The organism is Catenuloplanes atrovinosus (assembly GCF_031458235.1).
GTDB lineage: Bacteria > Actinomycetota > Actinomycetes > Mycobacteriales > Micromonosporaceae > Catenuloplanes > Catenuloplanes atrovinosus.
Genome location: NZ_JAVDYB010000001.1, coordinates 7250097 through 7270539 on the forward strand (window position 1 = coordinate 7250097; position 20443 = coordinate 7270539).

A 20443-nucleotide genomic window follows, 5' to 3' on the forward strand; every position below is an offset into this window, starting at 1 on the left:
CAACGCCACGGATTCGCCGTGGTCGGCGCTGAGCCGCTGATTCGCTCGCACGCTCGCTCATGCCGGCTTCACCGCCGCGTCCGTCGTGTCCGCGTCCGACCACGGCGCGCGCTCGGCGCCGGCGGAGGTGCCCGGGTTCTCCAGCGCGCCGACGTAGTAGTCCTTCTCGCTGTCGCCGAGGAACATCGCGTGCGGCGGCTTGCTCATCCCCTCCAGCAGCGGCGCCAGCAGCTGCTCCTTGGTGAAGATGAGATCCTGCCGGGAGTCGCGGGCCAGCTCGTACTCGTTGCTCATGGTCAGCGAACGGGTCGGGCAGGCCTCGATGCAGAGCCCGCAGAAGATGCAGCGCGCGTAGTTGATCTGGTAGTTCTTCGCGTACCGCTCGCCGGGCGAGTACCGCTCCTCGTCCGTGTTGTCGCCACCCTCCACGAAGATCGCGTCGGCCGGGCAGGCCCAGGCGCACAACTCGCAGCCGATGCACTTCTCCAGCCCGTCCGGGTGACGGTTGAGGATGTGCCGGCCGTGGTACCGCGGCGCGGAGACCGGCGGCTTGAACGGGTAGTCGGTGGTGATGACCTTGCGGAACATGTGGGAGAAGGTCACCCCGAAGCCCTTGAAGGGATCCATCACGCCCACGTCACACCTCACTTCTCTCGGACGAGGAGCTGTCGGAAGAGACGTCCGCCGGCTCGCGCCGCGCGACCTGGCGCGCCGCGCGCGGGCTCGGCGGGACCTGAAGGTCGAGCGGCGGCAGCGGGAAGCTGCCCTGCGGCCGGGACGCCACCTGCTCGGCCAGGCTCGGCGCCGGCGCCGCCTTCCGGCCGGCCGGCCACAGCGCAACGACCAGCACCAGCACCAGCGCGGCGCCGCCGATCAGCGTGTACCGCGTCTGCGTCTCCAGGTCGGAGGTCTGCAGCACGCGCACGGTGGCCAGCAGCAGGATCCACACCAGGTTGACCGGGATGAGGACCTTCCACCCGAACCGCATGAACTGGTCGTAGCGCATGCGGGGCAGCGTGGCCCGCAGCCAGATGAAGACGAACAGGCAGAGCAGCAGCTTGGCGATGAACCAGATCAGCGGCCACCACCCGGTGTTCGCCCCGGACCAGAGCGTGATCGGCCAGGTCGCCCGCCAGCCGCCCAGGAACAGCGTGGTGCAGAGCGCCGAGACGGTGATCATGTTGATGTACTCGGCCAGGAAGAACAGCGCGAACTTGAACGACGAGTACTCGGTGTGGAAGCCGCCGACCAGCTCGGACTCCGCCTCGGGCAGGTCGAACGGCGCCCGGTTCGTCTCACCGACCGCGGAGATCGCGTAGATGACGAAGCTGGGCGCCAGCAGGATCGCGTACCAGCCGGGCGCGGTGAACTCCAGGCCGAACAGCGAGACCTCCCGGCCGCTGCCCTGCGCCGCCACGATCTCCGAGGTCGACATGGAGCCGGCCATCATGAAGACCGCCACGATGGACAGGCCCATCGCGACCTCGTAGGAGATCATCTGGGCGCTCGACCGCAAGCCGCCGAGCAGCGGGTACGTCGACCCGGACGCCCAGCCGGCCAGCACCACGCCGTAGACGCCCATCGACGAGCAGGCCAGCACCACCAGCACCGAGACCGGCACGTCCGTGACCTGCAACGCGGTCTGCTGCCCGAAGATCGACACCACCGGGCCGAACGGGATGACCGCGAACGCGGTGAACGCGCAGGTCGCGGAGATCACCGGGGCCAGGAAGTAGATCACCTTGTCCGCCGTACGCGGGATGATCTCCTCCTTGAACGGCAGCTTCAGGCCGTCCGTGAGGCTCTGCAGCCAGCCCTTCGGCCCGACCTGGTTCGGCCCGGGCCGAACCGCCATCCGGGCCACGACCTTGCGCTCGTAGTTGATGGTGAACAGCGTCAGCAGCAGGAGCAGCACGAAGACGCCGACCACCTTGATCAGCGCGATCCACCAGACGTCGTTCTCGAACGTCTGCAGCGTGGGATCGGTCATCACGAGTCACCTCCCGCGGTGCGCTGAGCCAGCAGTGGGCCGGCTCCGTTCGGTGATGCGCCGGCCGAGAGCCGCACGATCGACCCGGCCGGGCCGAGCGAGCGGCGCACGGTCGAGCCGGGCGAGTTCGTCGGCAGCCAGACCACGCCGTCGGCCATCTCGGTGATCAGCGCGGGCAGCGTGATCGCGCCGCGGTCGGTGCCGACCGTGATCGGCGCGCCGTCGCCGACGCCGAGCCCCTCCGCGGTCGCGCGGGACAGCCGGACGACCGGCGGCCGGGCCGTACCGTTGAGGTGTTCGTCGCCGTCGGTGAGCGAGCCGAGGTCGATCAGCTGGTGCCAGGTGGCGAGCACGGCCTCGTGCTCGCCGGGCCGGGCCGGCGCGCCCGCGTCCACCGCCGGTGCCAGCGGCCGGTGCGACCGGGTGGCCGGCAGTCCGCCCAGCTCGCGGCGGACCGTGTTGACGTCGCCGGTGTTCAGTGCGGTGCCGAGCTGGTCGGCCAGCGCGTCGAGCACCCGCGCGTCGGTCATCGCGGTGGTGTGCAGCACCGCCTCGAACGTGCGCAGCCGCCCCTCCCAGTCCACGAACGACCCGGCCTTCTCCACCACCGGCGCGATCGGGAAGACCACGTCCGCGCGGCGGGTGACCGCGGTGGCCCGCAGCTCCAGGCTGACCAGGAACGGCACCGCGTCCAGCGCGGCCTCGGCCAGCCGGGGGTCGGCCAGGTCGGCCGGGTCGACGCCGGCCACGACCAGCGCGCCCAGCTTGCCGGTGGCCGCCGCCGCGATGATGCCGTCGGTGTCCCGGCCGGGGATCGAGGAGAGCACGCCCGGCGCCACGTCCCAGGCCGCCGCGAGTTCCGCGCGCGCCCCCGCCTCGGTGACCAGCCGGCCGCCGGGCAGCAGGTGCGGCAGGCAGCCGGCGTCGATCGCGCCCCGGTCGCCCGCCCGCCGAGGAACCCAGGCCAGCTTCGCACCGGTACGCGACGCGAGCGCCGCCGCCGCGGACAGCGCGCCCGGCACCGTGGCCAGCCGCTCGCCCACGAACAGGATCGCGCCCGGCTGGGACAGCGCGGACGCGACCGACGCGTCCTCGCCGAGCAGCCGCGCCTCGTCGCCGGGCACCGTGCCGACCAGCACCGCGCCCAGCTTCTGGAAGCCGCGGGACAGGAACGGCGCGAGCGCCAGCACCGGCAGCCGGCGCTTGGTGAACGCCTTGCGCACGCGCAGGAAGAGGATCGGGCACTCCTCCTCCGGGTCGAGCCCGGCGAAGACCACCGCGGGTGCGGTGTCCACGTCGCCGTAGTGCACGTCCGTCCGGTCGACCACGGACGAGGCCAGGAAGTCCGTCTCCTCGGCGGAGACCGGCCGGGCCCGGAAGTCGATGTCGTTGGTGCGCAACGCCACCCGGGCGAACTTCGCGTACGCGTACGCGTCCTCGACCGTGAGCCGGCCGCCGGTCAGCACGCCGATGCCGTGCGCGCCGTCCCGGGCGCTGCGCAGCCCCTCGGCCGCCACCGCGAACGCCTCGCTCCAGGACGCCTCGCGCAGCGCGCCGTTCTCCCTGATCAGCGGCTTGGTGAGGCGGTCGGCCGCGGTCGCGTACCGGAAGCCCCACCGGCCCTTGTCGCAGTTCCACTCCTCGTTGACCGCCGGGTCGTCGCCGGCCAGCCGCCGCATCACCTTGCCGCGCCGCCAGTCCGTGCGCATCGCGCACCCGGCCGAGCAGTGCTCGCACACGCTGGCGGTGGAGACCAGGTCGAACGGCCGGGCGCGGAAGCGGTACTGCGCGCCGGTGAGCGCACCGACCGGGCAGATCTGCACGGTGTTGCCGGAGAAGTACGAGTTGAACAGCACGTCGCCCTCGGACGCGACGTCACCGGTCGTGGTGCCGCCGAAGAAGTCGTCCCGGTACGTGTTGATCTGCTCCCCCGACGACCGGTCCATCAGGTCGATGAACTTGTCGCCGGCGATCTCCTCGGAGAAGCGGGTGCACCGCTGGCAGAGCACGCACCGCTCGCGGTCCAGCAGCACCTGGCTGGAGATGTTGATCGGCTTCTGGTACTCGCGCTTGTGCTCGACGAAGCGCGAGTCCGCCCGCCCGGTGGACATCGCCTGGTTCTGCAGCGGGCACTCGCCGCCCTTGTCGCACATCGGGCAGTCGAGCGGGTGGTTGATCAGGAGCAGTTCCATCACGCCGCCCTGCGCCTTCGCGGCGACCGGCGAGGTGAGCTGCGTCTTCACCACCATGCCGTCCGCGACCGTCTGGGTGCACGAGGCGACCGGCTTGCGCTGGCCCTCCACCTCGACCAGGCACTGGCGGCAGGCGCCGGCCGGGGCGAGCAGCGGGTGGTCGCAGAAGCGCGGGATGGCGATCCCGAGCTGCTCCGCGACCCGGATCAGCAGCGCGCCCTTCGGCGCGGTCACCTCGATGCCGTCGATGGTCAGCGTGACGGTGTCGGCCTTCTTCGCCACATCGGTCATCAGTGTGCCTCCTGGATGGGCGACTGCGGGGTTCCGCTACGCCGTCCCGACCCGTCGATCGGCTGCGGTGCCGTCGGCTCCGCCGCACTCCTCGCGCCCATCAGTGCGCCCCCACCAGCTGCTTGGAGGAGAGTCGAGGAGCCTTGCGCCCCTCGATGTAGTCCAGGTAGTCCTGCTTGAAGTACTTCAACGAGGACGTCACCGAGCTGGTCGCACCGTCACCGAGCCCGCAGAACGAGCGGCCGAGCACGTTGTCGCAGGTGTCCAGCAGCGTGTCGAGGTCGGCGTAGGTGCCCTCGCCGGAGAGGATTCGGCGGAACACCCGGGTCATCCAGTAGTTGCCCTCGCGGCACGGGGTGCACTTGCCGCACGACTCGTGGTGGTAGAACTCCAGCCACCGGTACGTGGCGTAGACCGGGCAGTCCTGGTCGCTGAAGATCTGCGTGGCCGTGGTGCCGAGGATCGACCCGGCCCCGGCGACGCCCTCGAAGTCCAGCGGCACGTCCAGGTGCTCCGCGGTCAGCAGCGGCGTGGACGAGCCGCCCGGTGTCCAGAACTTCAGCTCGTGACCGGGAAGCATGCCGCCGGCCAGCTCGATCAGCTCGCGCAGCGTGATGCCGAGGCCGCATTCGTACTGGCCGGGGTTCGCGATCCGGCCGGACAGCGAGTAGATCATCGGACCGGCCGACTTCTCCGTGCCCATGCTCTTCCACCAGGCCGCGCCGCCCAGCACGATGTACGGCACGCTGGTGATCGTCCCGACGTTGTTGACCACGGTCGGGCTGGCGTAGAGCCCGTGCGTTGCCGGGAACGGCGGGCGCAGCCGGGGCTGGCCGCGGAATCCCTCCAGCGAGTCGAGCAGCGCGGTCTCCTCGCCGCAGATGTACGCACCCGCGCCGCTGTGCACCACGAGGTCGACGTTCAGCCCGCTGCCGAGGATGTTCCGGCCCAGGTATCCCCGGGCGTAGGCCTGGTCGACCGCGTTCCGCAGGCGCCGCGCGGCGTGAACTGCCTCACCTCTGATGTAGATGTACGCCCGCTCCGCGCGGATCGCATAGGAGGCGATGATCGCCCCCTCGATCAGCGCGTGCGGGTCGTGCGTCATCAGCGGCAGGTCCTTGCAGGTCCCGGGCTCGCCCTCATCGGCGTTGATCACCAGGTAGTGCGGCTTGCCGTCGCCCTGCGGGATGAAGCCCCATTTCAGGCCGGTCGGGAAGCCCGCGCCGCCACGACCGCGCAGTCCCGAATCCTTGATCAATTGGATAAGATCATCTGGGTGGACGTCCAGCGCCTTGCGCAGGGCCGCGTAGCCGTCCAGCCGCTCATAGACGTCGATGTCCCATGCGTCCGGCGACAGCCAGCGCTTGGTCAGCACCGGAGTCAGCTTCTCCAGCACCTCACGTCGAGGAGAGGTCACCGTTCCTCCCGAGAGTCCGAAAAGCTCATTGGGCGTCCTTGAGGTTCTGCCGCTGCGGGCCCGGGTCGTCGCCGGCCGGCTTCGCGTCACCGGCCGCGTCGCCGGTGTTGCCGGGCGCCGTGCGTCCGGACGCGTCCGGCTCGGGCGTCCTGGCGTCGGGGTTGCGGGCCTCGGCGGCGCGGACCTCGGGGTCCTTGACGTCGCCGCCGGAGCTCTCGCTCGGCTTGCGGTGCGTGACCGCGTCCTTCGCCGCGGTCGCGGCCGAGGCGACCTTCGCCGGCACGGACTTGACCGCGTCGGCCACCTTCGCCGGCACCGACCTGGCCGGCGTACCGTCCGCGTCCTTGCGGGGGATCGGCGTGTCCGGGTCGAAGCCGTGCACGGCGATGCCGTGCTGCTGGGCGAGCGTGACGCCGCGCAGCGTGGGTGCGCCGGCGACGCCCTCGCCCACCGCGCCCTCGCGCGGGTCGGAGAAGCCGGCCAACTGCACCGCCATCTCCTTGAGCGTGCACAGCCGCGGCGCGCGGCTGGGCTTCGGCGGGGTGCCGGCCCGCAGCGCCTCGACCACCTCGACCGCGGAGTCCGGCGTGACGTTGTCGAAGAAGTCGTAGTTGACGGTCATCACCGGCCCGTAGTCGCAGGCCGCGAGGCACTCCGCGTGCTCCAGCGTGATCCGGCCGTCCGCCGTGGTCTCGTCGTGGCCGACACCGAGCAGCTCGGAGAGCGTCTCGTAGACCTGCTGGCCGCCGAGCACGTCGCACATCGTGTTCGTGCAGACGCTGACCAGCCAGTCGCCGGTGGGCCGGCGCTTGTACATCGTGTAGAACGTGGCGACCGCGCCGACCTGCGCCTTGTTGATGCCGAGCACCTCCGCGCAGAACGCCACGCCGGCCGGGCTGACGTAGCCCTCCTCGCTCTGCACCAGGTGCAGCAGCGGGAGCAGCGCCGATCGCTCACGCCCCTCCGGGTAGCGGGCCAGGATCGCCCGCGCCCGCTCGTAGACCGTTTCCGTGAAGACCGTCGTCGTCATCTATCGATCACATCCGCCCATGACCGGATCCAGCGAGGCACCGCCGGCGATGACGTCCGCCAGCAGCGCGCCCTCGGCCATCGCGGGGATGGCCTGGAGATTGACGAAACTGGGCTCGCGATAGTGCACGCGGTAGGGCCGGGTGCCACCGTCGGAGACCGCGTGCACGCCGAGCTCGCCGCGGGGCGACTCGATCGACACGTAGACCTGGCCGGCCGGGACCCGGAAGCCCTCGGTGACCAGCTTGAAGTGGTGGATCAGCGACTCCATCGACTGACCCATGATCTTGGCGACGTGCTCCAGCGAGTTGCCCATGCCGTCCACGCCGATCGCGAGCTGCGCGGGCCAGGCGATCTTCTTGTCCGCGATCACCACCGGGCCGGGCCGGAGCCGGTCCAGCGCCTGTTCGATGATCTTCATGGACTCGCGGATCTCGGCCAGCCGGACCTGGTAGCGACCCCACACGTCGGCCGTGGTCGCGGTCGGGACGTCGAACTCGTACGTCTCGTACCCGCAGTACGGCATGGTCTTCCGCAGGTCCCAGCCGAGTCCGGCGGCGCGCAGCACCGGGCCGGTGATGCCGAGCGCGAGGCACCCGGTCACGTCCAGCACCGCGACGCCCTTGGTCCGCTCGTGCCAGATCGGCTGCCCGCTGAGCATGTCCTCGTACTCGCGGAGCTTCTTCGGCAGGTACTTCAGGAACTCGCGGGTCTTCTTCACCACGCTGTCCGGGATGTCCTGCGCGAGCCCGCCGGGCCGGATGTACGCGTGGTTCATCCGCAGCCCGGAGGCCTCCTCGAAGATGTCCAGGATGTACTCCCGCTCGCGGAAGCCGTAGAGCATCATCGAGATCGCGCCCAGCTCCATGCCGGTGGTGGCCAGCCAGACCAGGTGCGAGGAGATGCGGTTCAGCTCCAGCATCAGCACCCGGATCGTGGTGGCGCGCTCGGTGATCTGGTCCTCGATGCCGAGCAGCTTCTCGACGGCCAGCGCGTAGCCGGTCTCGTTGTGCATCGGGGCCAGGTAGTCCATCCGCGTCACGAACGTCGAGCCCTGAACCCAGTTGCGGTACTCCAGGTTCTTCTCGATGCCGGTGTGCAGGTAGCCGACGACCGGCCGGGCCTCGATGACCGTCTCGCCCTCCAGCTCCAGCACCAGCCGGAGCACGCCGTGCGTGGACGGGTGCTGCGGGCCCATGTTGACCACGATCCGCTCGTCGGTGAGCGGATCGATGCCGGAGACGACCTGGTCCCAGTCCCCGCCGGTGACGGTGAAGACCTTGCCCTCGGTGGTCTCGCGCTCGGCGGCGTAACCAGACTGGCTCATTGGTAGGTCCTCCGCGAGTCCGGCGGCGGGATCTCGGCGCCCTTGTACTCCACCGGGACCCCGCCGAGCGGGTAGTCCTTGCGTTGCGGGTGGCCCTCCCAGTCGTCCGGCATCAGGACCCGGGTCAGGTTGGGATGGCCGGTGAAGATCACGCCGAACATGTCGTACGTCTCCCGCTCCTGCCAGTCGGCGGTCGGGTAGACCGCGGTCACGCTCGGCACCTGGGGCGCGTCCGGGCTGACCGCCACCTCCAGCCGCACGCGGCGGCGGAAGGTCATGGACGTCAACTGGTACGCCACGTGCAGCCGCCGCTCGTCCTGGCCGAGGTAGTCGACGCCGTTCACCGACGAGCACAGCTCGAAGCGCAGCGCCGCGTCGTCGCGCATCACCCGGCACACCTCGGCGATCCGCTCCGGCACGATGTGCAGCGTCAGCTCGCCGCGGTGCACCACGACCTTCTCGACCGCGTCGCCGAACCGCGGGTACGCCTCCTCCAGCGCGTCGTAGACCTCGTCGAGGTAGCCGCCGAACGGCCGGGGCGGCGGGACGAACTCGGGCCGCCGCCGGACCAGCCCGCCGAAGCCGGACGTGTCGCCGGTGCCGGCCACGCCGAACAGGCCCTTCCCGGCGCGGGTGGACGGCGGGTAGTCGGCCGGGGCCGTGGTGGTGGCGCCGGCCGGCGTGGCCGCGGTGGAGCTCGGGTTCTGTGGGGCCGTCATCAGGAACGCTCCCGGAGGTGGTTCTGCGCCTTCATCCAGTTCTCGATGCGGAGCTGCTCCTCGCGGCCCTCCCGGACGGCCTGCTCCCACTGCGCGCGCCGCGCCGGATCCGCCCGGTACGACGACGGCATGGCACCGGCAGCGACCAGCGGCATCCTGCCCTCGGCCCGGCGCTCCTCCAGCATCTTGCGCCCGTTCGGCCCGAGCGGCGCCGCCATGACCTTCTCGCGCATCTTGAGGATCGCGTCGATCAGCATCTCCGGGCGCGGCGGGCAGCCGGGCAGGTAGATGTCGACCGGCACGATGTGGTCGACGCCCTGGACGATCGCGTAGTTGTTGAACATGCCGCCGGACGAGGCGCACACGCCCATCGAGATGACCGAGCGAGGCTCCGGCATCTGGTCGTAGATCTGCCGGACGACGGGCGCCATCTTCTGGCTCACCCGGCCCGCCACGATCATCAGGTCGGCCTGCCGGGGCGAGGCGCGGAACACCTCCATCCCCCACCGCCCGAGGTCGTAGTGGGGTCCGCCGGCCGCCATCATCTCGATGGCGCAGCATGCCAGGCCGAAGGTGGCGCCCCAGAACGACGACTTGCGCGCCCAGTTGGACAGCTTCTCCACACTGGTCAGCAGGATCCCGCTCGGCAGCTTCTCCTCGATACCCATTGCCCGGCCCTCCTTCCCATCCGTTCATGTGCCGGTTGTGCAGGGGTTGTGCGCGGTTGTGCGGGGGTGCGCGTCAGTCCCAGTTGAGACCGCCGCGCCGCCAGACGTAGGCGTACGCGATGAAGACGGTGCCGATGAACAGGAGCATCTCGACCAGCCCGAAGAGGCCGAGCGCATCGAAGGTCACGGCCCACGGGTAGAGGAAGATGATCTCGATGTCGAAGACGATGAAGAGCATCGCGGTCAGATAGAACTTGACCGGGAAACGCCCACCCCCGACCGGCTGCGGTGTCGGCTCGATGCCGCACTCGTAGGCGTCGAGCTTGGCCCGGTTGTAGCGGTGCGGGCCCACGATCGGCGCGATCGACACGGAGAACAGCGCGAACAGCGCGCCGAGGACGAACAGCAGAACGATGGGCACGTACGGCGAGAACGACATGTCGTCTCCTGGGTCCGGACGGGGGTGGGGGATGGTTCGTTTTCGTTACCTATGTGATCTCTGTGACACTGACACTATTAGCGGCTCGAAACCGGGTCGCTACCGGGGGTGGTCAAACGGCGGGGGCCACCTTCGTCATCGCATTGATGACCCTGTCCATGGCGTCACCACCACGGGGGTCGGTGAGGTTGGCCAGCAGCTTCAGCACGAACCGCATGAGCAGCGGCTGAGGCATGCCGTACCGGGTGGCCATCTTCATGATCTCGGGTCGGCCGATCAGCTTCACGAAGACGCCGCCGAGCCGGTAGTAGCCGCCGTAGCGGGTCTTCAGCTCCGCCGGGTACGCCTGCAGCGCCCGCTCCCGCTCCGGGCCCTCCGCGCGCGCCAGCGCCTGCGCGACGACCTCGGCCGCCAGTTCGCCGGACTCCATCGCGTACGCGATGCCCTCGCCGTTGAACGGGTTCACCATGCCGCCCGAGTCGCCGACCAGCAGCATGCCCCGCGAGTAGTGCGGCGTGCGGTTGAAGCCCATCGGCAGCGCGGCTCCGAGGATCGGGCCGTCCGCGTTCTCCTCGTCCGCCGTGCCCCACTCGGCCGGCGTGGTGGCCAGCCAGTCCAGCAGCATGTGCCGGTAGTTGGTCCTGCCGTAGCCGGTGGAGGAGTTGAGCACGCCGAGGCCCACGTTGACGCGGCCGTCACCCATGCCGAAGATCCACCCGTATCCGGGGAGCAGCTTGTCCGGGTTCTCCCGGGAGCGAAGCTCCAGCCAGGACTCCAGGTAGTCGTCGTCGTGCTTGACCGGCGAGGTGTAGTAGCGCCGGACCGCGACGCCCATCGGCCGGTCGTCGCGCTTGCGGATGTCGAGCGCGAGCGCGAACCGCCCGGACACGCCGTCCGCCGCGACCACCAGCGGCGCGCGGAACTCGACCGGCTCCTTGCCCGGCCCGGACTCCGCGGTCACGCCGATGATCCGGCCGTCCGGGCCGAGCACCGGACCGGTGACGTTCGTGCTGGTGCGGAGGATGGCGCCGGCCTCGGCCGCGCGCTTCGCGAGCAGCTGGTCGAAGTCGAGCCGGGTGCGGGTCAGACCGTAGTTGGGGAAGCTGGCCAGCTCGGGCCAGGGCAGCTCCAGGCGGACGCCGCCGCCGATCACCCGCAGCCCCCGGTTGCGCAGCCACCCGGCCTCGGCGGAGGTGTCGACGCCCATCTTGATCAACTGCTTGACCGCGCGCGGCGTCAGCCCGTCGCCGCAGACCTTCTCCCGGGGGAACTCGGTCTTCTCCAGCAGCAGAACCCGGACACCATGACTGGCAAGGTGATATGCGGTCGCGGACCCGCCAGGTCCCGCGCCCACGACGATGACGTCGGCCTCTTCGGCCACAACCTGGGTCACGGCCATACCTCCTCGCATGTGCTAGTGAAGAACTTCACAAGCATGTGCGAGAGCAGTGTAGGCCTGCTTCCGATCTTCGTGTGTCTTAGGACACCCTAAATGTTTCCGATCCGTTAAGTAAATCTAGATAGATCACTCCGACGGGTGACAAAACAGCCCATAGACGGGCATCACCGACCCGGCTCCGGCCAGCACAAAAAGCCACAGACCACCATCATTCACCGGTACGACGCCCGCCCGATCCGGCCGCGCGTGCCGCCACGCCGGCCCTCCACCGTCCGCGTTCGTGCGCTCACCGGATGCGAGGAACGTCTCAGGGCTTGACCGCGCGGTGCAGTGCCACGATGCCGCCGGTGAGGTTCCGCCAGGCCACCGACGACCAACCCGCGCGGGCGATCCGGTCGGCCAGCGCGGCCTGGTCCGGCCACGCCCGGATGGACTCCGCGAGGTAGACGTACGCCTCCGGGTTGCTGGCGACCGCGCGCGCGACCATCGGCAGCGAGCGCATCAGGTAACCCAGGTAGACGCTCCGGAACGGCCCGTTGACCGGGTGGCTGAACTCGCACACCACCAGCCGCCCGCCCGGCCGCACCACGCGCGCCAGCTCGGCCAGCGCGCCGTCCACGTCCACCACGTTGCGCAGCGCGAACGAGATGGTGGCCGCGTCGAACGTCCCGTCCGCGAACGGCAGCGCCAGCGCGTCGCCGGCCAGCAGCGGCACGTCGGGCCGCACCCGGCGGCCGGCGCGCAGCATGCCGAGCGAGAGGTCCACCCCGACCGCGAACGCGCCGGAGCGGCCCAGCTCCAGCGTGGAGACGCCGGTGCCGGCGCCCACGTCGAGCACCCGCTGACCGAGCTTGAGTCGCAGCGCGTCTCGCGTGGCCCGGCGCCAGCCACGGTCCTGCCCGAAGGAGAGCACCGTGTTGGTCAGGTCGTAGTTACGCGCCACGCCGTCGAACATCGACGCGACCTCGTGGGGCTGCTTGTCCAAGTCTGCGCGGCTCACTCCGCCACTCTGCCAGAGCCCACAAAAAAGCCGCGGACCAGGCTGACGCCTCGTCCGCGGTTTCGACGAGCATTTCTCAACCTGGCTAGGGCGCCCCCACCTCGCGAAAGTCAACGGGTGGGCGTGCCTTGGGTTGGGACCAGGTTGAGAAACGCTCGATCTCTATATCAACGCCTCATTGGCGGGTCAGAGCATTATCTTCGGGCGCGCCGATAACGATGCGGACTCGGCGGGACCGCGAATCCATGACGCTCACCCGACGTTTTCCGGTCGCGATACCGCAGGTAGCGGTGCAATCTACCCACTTGCGACACCGCGCCGGAGCCCGGTGACGGAAAAGCGACAACGCCGCGAGCCCGGGGCTCACGGCGTTGTCTTTGCGTTGCTTTAGCGGTGACTCAACGCCACCTTATCGAGAGGTAACGGAACCGTCTCAGAGAGCGGAGTTACCGTCGCCCGGCGTGACCGTGACGATCTTCCGACGGCGGGCCATCATGAAGACCACGGCGCCACCGACGAGCACGGCGGCACCGACGCCACCGATGATCGCGGTCTGCGGGCCGGTCACCGGCAGGCCCGGCTCGCCGCCGCCGTTGCCGTTCGGCACGGCGACCAGCGCCACGAACTCATCCTCGTGCTGGATGGTGGTGGGAACCGGCGGGTTGGTGGCCGGCGGCTGCTCGGTCGGCGGCTGCTCCGTCGGGGGCTGCTCCGTCGGCGGCTGCTCGGTCGGCGGCTGCTCCGTGGGCGGCTGCTCGGTCGGGGGCTGCTCGGTCGGCGGCTGCTCCGTGGGCGGCTGCTCGGTCGGCGGCTGCTCCGTCGGCGGCTGCTCGGTCGGCGGGTTGTGCACCGGCGGGCGGCCGCAGTTGTGGCCACCGGCCCACCGCTCGGGCTGCCGGTAACGGTCCCGGCCGTGGCCGCCCTTGTTGCCGTGGCCGCCGGGCGTCTTCGCGTTGACGGCGGTCTTGTAGGAGACCGTGGTGAAGGTGCCCGTCTCGCTCGGCGAGAACGCCGCGGGCGCGAACTGCGTCCCGGTCAGCGCGCCGGAGTCGGCGTCCTTCTCGACGCCGGTCTCGAGGTCCGCGTAGAACTCGATCTCGCCCGAGGACTTGCCACCCTCGAGCACCGGGCCCTTGGCGTCCGCCGCGACGGTCACCTCGAACGGCACCTCCCACGCGGAGTAGATGTCGTTCTCCGGGTCCTCCTCGCCGGCCGGCACGAGCGCCCAGCCGTCGTCGAAGGTGCAGGTGACCGTCTGGCCCTCGTAGTCACAGAAATCGGCCGCGGCCTCACCCTTGAAGGAGACGCCCTGCGGAAGGGTCAGCGTGAGCTTGAAGCCGGTGATGACCTCGTCGCTGACGTTGGAGACCGTGGTGAGGACCTCGGCGTCACTGCCGGGGGCGAGGGGGGCGCCGCCCGGGCCGGTGATGTCGGCGGTGACGATGGTGAAATCGGGGCCGGCGGGGGCAGCGAGGGCCGGGGCCGCGAAGAACCCGGTAGCGCCCGCAGCCAGCGCAGTGGCGGCACAGAGACGGGCGATGTTCCGCGTGCGGAACGACATTGTTTGACTCCTCGGGTACGAGGACGGTCGGGACGCAGGGACGTTAACGAAGACCTATCGCCTCGTCTACCGCACAAAACGGACAGTCCACTGTGAGCAATACCTCGTGAGTCCGTAAATGTCCGGATTTGGGTGATCTTAAATCGGGCTTAAGTGGACCTTTGGACTGCCTGTGGTTCCGCAAAATTCTCCGAAAGGCAGCATAAAAATCGACCGAAAGGGGGAAGGATCGCAGCTCCGACCCGCGCGGCATAATTGCGCTAGGCATCCGGGCGATTACCCAACGCATTCACCGTTGAGAAAGTCCGCGCCGGACCGGTCGGAGCGGGCAAAACAATAGCGCGGCCCCCGCAACGGGAACCGCGCTACGAAATGAATACGCTCAGTGCGCCTCGACCAGCGGCAGTGCCCGGCCCGCGCCGCCGCCGGGCAACGCGATCGACGAGAAGTGGGAGACCACCCGGTCGTCCGTCGGGTCCTCCTCCGGCGTGCGGTGCACGGCCAGATGGCGGTAGAGCGTGTCGCGCTGCGCCGGGATGCGGCCGGCCGACCGGATCATCCAGATCAGGTCGTGCAGGTTCGACCGGTGGCGCGCGCCGGCCGAGGAGATGACGTTCTCCTCCAGCATGATCGAGCCGAGGTCGTCCACGCCCATGTGCAGCGACAGCTGGCCGACCTCCTTGCCGGTGGTCAGCCAGGACGCCTGCAGGTGCGCCACGTTGTGGAAGAACAGCCGGGACATCGCGACGAACCGCAGGTACTCCAGGGTGGTGGCCTGGGTGCGGCCCTTGAGGTGGTTGTTCTCCGGCTGGTAGGTCCACGGGATGAACGCCCGGAACCCGCCGGTGCGGTCCTGCACGTCCCGGATCATCGCGATGTGCTCGACCCGCTCCGCGTGCGTCTCGCCGGTGCCCATCATCATGGTCGCGGTCGACTCGATGCCGTGCCGGTGCGCGGTCTCCATGACCTCCAGCCAGCGAGCGCCCGACTCCTTGAGCGGCGCGATCGCCTTGCGCGGCCGCTCCGGCAGCATCTCCGCGCCGGCGCCGGCGATCGAGTCCAGGCCGGCCGCCTTGATCCGGAGGATCGCGTCCTCGATCGAGATGCCGTCCACCTTCGCCATGTGCAGGATCTCGGACGGGCCGATCGAGTGGATGGTGAGCTGCGGGTACGCCGCCTTGACCGAGGAGAACAGCTCCTCGTAGTAGGCGGTGCCGAAGTCTGGGTGGTGACCGCCCTGCAGCATCACCTGCGTGGCGCCGAGCTCGACGGCCTCGCCGCACCGGCGGAGGATCTCCTCCATCGGGTGCGCCCAGCCCTCCTTGTGCTTCGGTGCGCGGAAGAACGCGCAGAACTTGCAGGCGGTCACGCAGACGTTGGTGTAGTTGATGTTGCGGTCGATCAGGTACGTGACGATCCCGTCCGGGTATCGCCGCCGGCGAACCGCGTCCGCGGCCTCGCCCAGTGCGTGCAGCGGCGCGTCGGTGTAGATGAGCAGCGCCTCCTCGGGCGTGATCCGCCCACCGTCCGCGCCACGCTGCAGGATGTCGTCGATCTCCCTGTTCACCGTCACCACACGAGCGTACGTCCAACGGGTCACGGCCTGCCGCGTGCCAGGTCACGATGCCGGTATCGTCGTACGGTCCGGGGTACGGGAAGAGGGCGCTCATGCTGGTGGTGCACGGCGGTTGGCACGACGGCCGCCCGGCGCTCTGGGCCGAGGACACCGCGCGGACCCCGGCGCCCGCCCCCGGGCGCGCGAGGGCCCGCCCGCACCCGTTCGCCGCCACCGCGTCCGGCCTGGCCGCGGCGCTGCCGGTGGAGGGCGAGCCCGCGGTGGCCCCCATCCGGCTGCCCGGCTCGGCCCGGTGGCCGATGCCGTCGCCGGAGAGCGACATCTCGGCCGCGGTCCGCACGCCGTCGCTCACCTCCTGGACCGTGCCGGTGCTGCTGCTCTCCCCCGCGCCGGCGCTGGCGTTCCTGGGGGCGGAGACGGACGGCACCTGGGCCCCGGCGGAGTCGCTGCGCTACCTCGGCGCGGTCGCGGAGCTGGCGCGCGACCTGGTCCGGCGCGGCCGGATGCTGCCGCAGCTGGTACGGGACGAGGCGCGCTGGCGGGCCGTGCTGACCGGGGCGGACGCGGCCGCGTTCCGGTCCTTCGCGCAGGCCATGCCGCCCGCGTGCCGGGCGCTCGGCGAGCCGGAGCGGCGGGCGGACGACGTACTGCGGCAGGGCCTCGACCTGTTCGTCGACGCGGCGGCGCGGGCGGCCCTGCCGGAGCGGCTGCTGCTCGGGCACCGGCCCGGGAGCCGCGCGCCGCTGGCCGACCGCTGGATGCTGGCGCTGACCGGCGACGATCCCCGGCTGCCCGATGCGAAGCCGGCCGAGGCCGACGCGCTCCGCACGGCGCTGACCGGCTGGTACGACGCGGCGCAGGCGGCGAACGGCCCGGCCCGGGTGAGCTTCCGGCTGGACGAGCCGGTGCAGGGCACGGACGAGTGGTGGCTGGAGTTCGCCCTGCAGTCGACGGACGATCCGGCGCACTGGGTGCCCGCGGCGGCGGTCTTCGAGGGCGAGGCGGACTGGCCGCGCGCGGACGAGACGCTGCTGGCCGGGCTGGGTCGCGCGGTGCGATTGTTCCCCGCGCTCTACGAGTCGCTGCGGCGGGCCCGGCCGGACGGCATGGAGCTGGACACGGCCGGCGCGTTCGACTTCCTCAGCTCGGCCGCGCCGCTGCTGCAGGCCGCGGGCTACGGCGTGCAACTACCGTCCTGGGCCGGCAAGCGCGGGCTCGGCCTGAAGCTCACCGCCCGGAGCAGGTCGACGTCGGGCCCGAAGGCGGTGGCGTCCCAGGGCTTCGGCATGTCCGAGCTGGTCGACTACCGGCTGGATCTGATGGTCGGCGACGAGACGATCGACCCGGCGGAGTTGGAGCGGTTGGCCCTCGGCAAGGTCCCGCTGATCCGGGTGCGCGGCCGCTGGGTGGAGCTGGACGACCGGCAGCTGAAGGCCGCGCTCAGAGCGGTCGGCCGGCGCCGCGAGGGCGAGCTGACGGCGGCGGACGTGCTGGCGCAGGTGGTCGACGGCGGCGAGCCGGACCTGCCGATCGTGGACGTGGACGCGGACGGCCCGCTCGGCGACCTGCTCTCCGGCGAGGCCGCGGAGCGACTGACGCCGATCGCCACGCCGGAGGGCTTCGCGGGCACGCTCCGGCCGTACCAGGAGCGGGGCCTGTCCTGGTTGTCGTTCCTCTCCCGGCTGGGCCTGGGCGGCATCCTGGCCGACGACATGGGCCTCGGCAAGACCGCGCAGACGCTGTCGCTGCTGGTCGCGGAGAAGTCGGACCGGCCGACGCTGCTGATCTGCCCGATGTCGCTGGTGTCGAACTGGCGCAAGGAGGCGGAGCGCTTCGCCCCCGGCCTGACCGTCCACGTGCACCACGGCGCCGGCCGCGACCCGTCCGCGCTGGACAAGCACGACCTGGTGATCACCACCTACGGGACCGCGCTGCGTGACCTGGAGATCCTCAAGACGATCGGATGGGAGCGGGTGGTCTGCGACGAGGCGCAGGCGCTGAAGAACAGCGGCACCCGGCAGGCCCAGGCCGCGCGCGCGATCCCGGCGCGGACCCGGCTGGCGCTGTCCGGCACGCCGGTGGAGAACCACCTGGCGGAGCTGTGGTCGCTGCTGGAGTTCTGCAATCCGGGGCTGCTCGGCACCGTCAAGCACTTCCGCTCGCGCTACCAGGAGCCGATCGAGGTGCGGCAGGACGAGTACGCGTCCGCCGCGCTGAAGCGCGCCACCGGCCCGTTCATCCTGCGCCGCCTCAAGACGGACAGGTCGATCATCTCGGACCTGCCGGAGAAGCTCGAGGTCAAGGTGTGGTGCACGCTCACGCCGGAGCAGGCCACGCTCTACGCCGCCGTGGTCGAGGAGATGATGGCGACCATCTCGTCCACCACCGGCATCGAGCGGCGCGGCAACGTACTGGCCGCGATGACCCGGCTCAAGCAGGTCTGCAACCACCCGGCGCACCTGCTCAAGGACGGCTCCCCGCTGCCCGGCCGCTCCGGCAAGCTGGACCGCCTGGAATCGCTCTGCGAGGAGATCGTCACGGACGGCGAGAAGGGCCTGGTCTTCACGCAGTACGCGGAGTTCGGCGCGCTGCTCCAGCCGTACCTCCAGGCCCGGCTGGACCGCCCGGTGCTGTGGCTGCACGGCGGGCTCGCCAAGGCGCGGCGGGACGAGTTGGTCGAGCGGTTCCAGACCGGCGACGAGCCGACGATCTTCCTGCTCTCGCTGAAGGCGGCCGGGACCGGGCTCAACCTGACCGCGGCCAACCACGTCATCCACGTCGACCGGTGGTGGAACCCCGCGGTCGAGGATCAGGCGACCGACCGGGCGTACCGGATCGGCCAGCGGAAGAACGTGCAGGTCCGCAAGTTCATCTGCACCGGCACGCTGGAGGAGCGGATCGACGAGATGATCGAGCGGAAGAAGGCGCTGGCCGAGTCCGTGGTCGGCACCGGCGAGGACTGGATCACCGACCTGTCCACGGACGCGCTGCGCGACCTGTTCGCGCTGGACCCGTCGGCGGTGGCGTGATGGCCGGGTTCTTCGAGGCCGGCAAGCCGATCGCGGTCGACGGCGGGATCAAGGCGCGGTCGCGGCGCGGCACGATCGGCGAGCAGTGGTGGTCGCGGCACTTCATCGAGATCCTGGAGGGCATCTGCGACCCCGGCCGGCTCGCGCGCGGTCGCGCCTACGCCCGCAAGGGCCAGGTGATCAGCCTCGCCGTGGCGCCGGGCGCGGTCACCGCGCTCGTCCAGGGCTCGCGGCCGGCCCCATACAAGGTCAAGATCAACATTGAACGGTACGACGCGGAGCGCTGGGCCGCGATCGAGCGGGAGATCGCGTCGCAGGCCCTCTACCGCGCGAAGCTGCTGGCCGGGGAGATGCCCACGGAGATCGTCGGGGTGTTCGACGCGCTGGGCGCGCCGCTGTTCCCGGCCGAGCTGGACATGGAGTGCAGCTGCCCGGACTGGGGTTTCCCGTGCAAGCACCTGTCCGCCGCGCTCTACCTGCTGGCCGAGGCCTTCGACGACGACCCGTTCCTCGTGCTGGCCTGGCGCGGCCGTACCCGGGAGGAACTGCTGGGGTCGCTGGGCACCGTCCCGGTGTTCGACGCGCTGGCCGTCGAGCACGTGCCGCTGGCCGACTCGCTGGACGGCTTCTACGCGCCCGGCGCCTCCCCCGCGAAGCTCCGCGAGCACCGCGTGAATCGCGTCACCACCCCGCCTGACCTGCTGCTTCGCGCGCTGGACCCACCGGGCGTGCGGGTCCGCCATATTCCGTTGGTGGATCTGCTGCGCGCGGCCTACCGTTCGCTTGACGGCGAGGACGTGCCGGAGGGAATGGGGACCTAAGCTGCGCGAGTGGGGCAGGGCGAGATGAGTTATCGGCGGCTGGGCGACTCAGGGCTGACCGTCTCCGCGATCGGCCTCGGGTGCAGCAGTTTCGGGCGGCGGCTGGACGCGGACGGCAGCCGCGCCGTGGTCGACGCCGCGTTCGACGCCGGCATCAACCTCTTCGACACCGCGGACGTGTACGGCGAACCCCGCGGCACGTCCGAGCAGTTCCTCGGCGCCGCGCTCAAGGGCCGGCGGGACGACGTCGTGATCGCCACCAAGTTCGGCATGGACATGGCCGGCGGCAACGGCCAGGACTTCGCCGCCCGCGCCTCCCGGCGGTACGTGACGCGCGCGGTCGAGGCCTCGCTGCGCCGGCTGGACACCGACTACATCGACCTCTACCAGCTGCACCGGCCCGACCCGGCCACGCCGATAGAGGAGACGCTCTCCGCGCTCGACGACCTGGTCCGCGCCGGCAAGGTCCGCTACCTGGGCTGCTCGAACTTCGCGGCCTGGGAGATCGCGGACGCGGCCTGGACCGCGCGCACCGCGCACCGCACGCCGTTCATCAGCGCGCAGAACCGCTACAGCCTGCTGCACCGCGACCCGGAGGCGGAACTGCTGCCGGCCTGCGAGCGCTTCGGCCTGGGCCTGCTGCCGTTCTTCCCACTGGACAGCGGCCTGCTCAGCGGCAAGTACCGGCGCGACTCACCGCCACCCGCGGGCGGCCGGCTCTCCGACGAGCGGTACGCGACGCTGCTGGAATCCGCGCCGTGGGACGTCATCGAGACCATCGAAAGCTTCGCGCAGGTGCGCGGCAAGACCCTGCTGGACGTGGCGATCGCGGGCCTGACCTCGCGGCGCGGCGTGTCCAGCGTGATCGCGGGCGCCACCGGGCCGGAGCAGGTCCGGGCGAACGCGGCCGCCGGCGCGTGGCGGCTCACCCCGGACGACCTGACCAAGCTCGACGCGATCCGCTGACCGGCCGGTCAGGCGGTCG

The 20443-nt window shown here is 70.8% G+C and carries 16 protein-coding genes; 3 read left to right on the plus strand and 13 right to left on the minus strand.

The window, feature by feature from the left end:
• Positions 1-57 precede the first annotated feature (57 nt).
• The 13 genes from nuoI to mqnC form a co-directional block, all read right to left on the minus strand.
• Positions 58-627 carry an NADH-quinone oxidoreductase subunit NuoI gene (gene nuoI, locus J2S41_RS32305; protein WP_310376683.1) on the minus strand — a complete coding sequence of 190 codons (570 nt, stop codon included), beginning with the start codon at positions 625-627 and terminating at the stop codon, positions 58-60.
• 10 nt (positions 628-637) lie between these two features.
• The gene (gene nuoH / locus J2S41_RS32310; RefSeq protein WP_310373661.1) at positions 638-1990 is read right to left on the minus strand and encodes an NADH-quinone oxidoreductase subunit NuoH; all 1353 of its coding nucleotides are present in this window, start codon (positions 1988-1990) and stop codon (positions 638-640) included.
• Positions 1990-4473: an NADH-quinone oxidoreductase subunit G gene (locus tag J2S41_RS32315; RefSeq protein WP_310373663.1), complete on the minus strand. Its 2484-nt coding sequence runs from the start codon at positions 4471-4473 to the stop codon at positions 1990-1992. The genes nuoH and J2S41_RS32315 overlap by 1 nt, the downstream gene beginning before the upstream one ends.
• Before the next feature lie 100 nt (positions 4474-4573).
• Entirely contained in the window at positions 4574-5890 is a 1317-nt protein-coding gene (gene nuoF / locus J2S41_RS32320) for an NADH-quinone oxidoreductase subunit NuoF (protein WP_310373665.1), read from the minus strand.
• 25 nt (positions 5891-5915) lie between these two features.
• The gene (gene nuoE / locus J2S41_RS32325) at positions 5916-6920 is read right to left on the minus strand and encodes an NADH-quinone oxidoreductase subunit NuoE (protein WP_310373667.1); all 1005 of its coding nucleotides are present in this window, start codon (positions 6918-6920) and stop codon (positions 5916-5918) included.
• Positions 6921-8246 carry an NADH-quinone oxidoreductase subunit D gene (locus tag J2S41_RS32330; protein ID WP_310373669.1) on the minus strand — a complete coding sequence of 442 codons (1326 nt, stop codon included), beginning with the start codon at positions 8244-8246 and terminating at the stop codon, positions 6921-6923.
• The gene (locus J2S41_RS32335) at positions 8243-8965 is read right to left on the minus strand and encodes an NADH-quinone oxidoreductase subunit C (protein ID WP_310373671.1); all 723 of its coding nucleotides are present in this window, start codon (positions 8963-8965) and stop codon (positions 8243-8245) included. Before J2S41_RS32335 ends, J2S41_RS32330 begins: the two co-directional genes overlap by 4 nt.
• Positions 8965-9633, minus strand: a complete 669-nt coding sequence (locus J2S41_RS32340; protein WP_310373673.1) for a NuoB/complex I 20 kDa subunit family protein — start codon at positions 9631-9633, stop codon at positions 8965-8967. The genes J2S41_RS32335 and J2S41_RS32340 overlap by 1 nt, the downstream gene beginning before the upstream one ends.
• 73 nt (positions 9634-9706) lie before the next feature.
• On the minus strand, positions 9707-10072 hold the full coding sequence (locus J2S41_RS32345) for an NADH-quinone oxidoreductase subunit A (protein WP_310373675.1): 366 nt from the start codon (positions 10070-10072) through the stop codon (positions 9707-9709).
• Between the two features lie 112 nt (positions 10073-10184).
• Positions 10185-11465, minus strand: coding sequence for a geranylgeranyl reductase family protein (locus tag J2S41_RS32350; RefSeq protein ID WP_310373677.1), 1281 nt, complete (start codon positions 11463-11465; stop codon positions 10185-10187).
• Positions 11466-11778: 313 nt separating this feature from the next.
• The gene (locus tag J2S41_RS32355; protein WP_310373679.1) at positions 11779-12471 is read right to left on the minus strand and encodes a demethylmenaquinone methyltransferase; all 693 of its coding nucleotides are present in this window, start codon (positions 12469-12471) and stop codon (positions 11779-11781) included.
• A 433-nt stretch (positions 12472-12904) separates the two neighbouring features.
• Positions 12905-14032, minus strand: coding sequence for a hypothetical protein (locus J2S41_RS32360; RefSeq protein ID WP_310373681.1), 1128 nt, complete (start codon positions 14030-14032; stop codon positions 12905-12907).
• Between the two features lie 382 nt (positions 14033-14414).
• Positions 14415-15605 (minus strand): cyclic dehypoxanthinyl futalosine synthase, encoded by a 1191-nt coding sequence (mqnC, locus tag J2S41_RS32365; protein WP_310373683.1) that lies wholly within the window; start codon positions 15603-15605, stop codon positions 14415-14417.
• A 95-nt stretch (positions 15606-15700) separates the two neighbouring features.
• Here mqnC and J2S41_RS32370 point away from each other — a divergent pair, with 95 nt between their 5' ends.
• Genes J2S41_RS32370 through J2S41_RS32380 form a run of 3 tightly spaced genes read left to right on the plus strand, consistent with a single transcriptional unit; the run spans position 15701 to position 20424 of the window.
• Positions 15701-18637 (plus strand): SNF2-related protein, encoded by a 2937-nt coding sequence (locus J2S41_RS32370; RefSeq protein ID WP_310373686.1) that lies wholly within the window; start codon positions 15701-15703, stop codon positions 18635-18637.
• Positions 18637-19458: an SWIM zinc finger family protein gene (locus J2S41_RS32375; RefSeq protein ID WP_310373688.1), complete on the plus strand. Its 822-nt coding sequence runs from the start codon at positions 18637-18639 to the stop codon at positions 19456-19458. Before J2S41_RS32370 ends, J2S41_RS32375 begins: the two co-directional genes overlap by 1 nt.
• A gap of 24 nt (positions 19459-19482) precedes the next feature.
• Positions 19483-20424 (plus strand): aldo/keto reductase, encoded by a 942-nt coding sequence (locus J2S41_RS32380; RefSeq protein WP_310373690.1) that lies wholly within the window; start codon positions 19483-19485, stop codon positions 20422-20424.
• Positions 20425-20443: the final 19 nt, after the last annotated feature.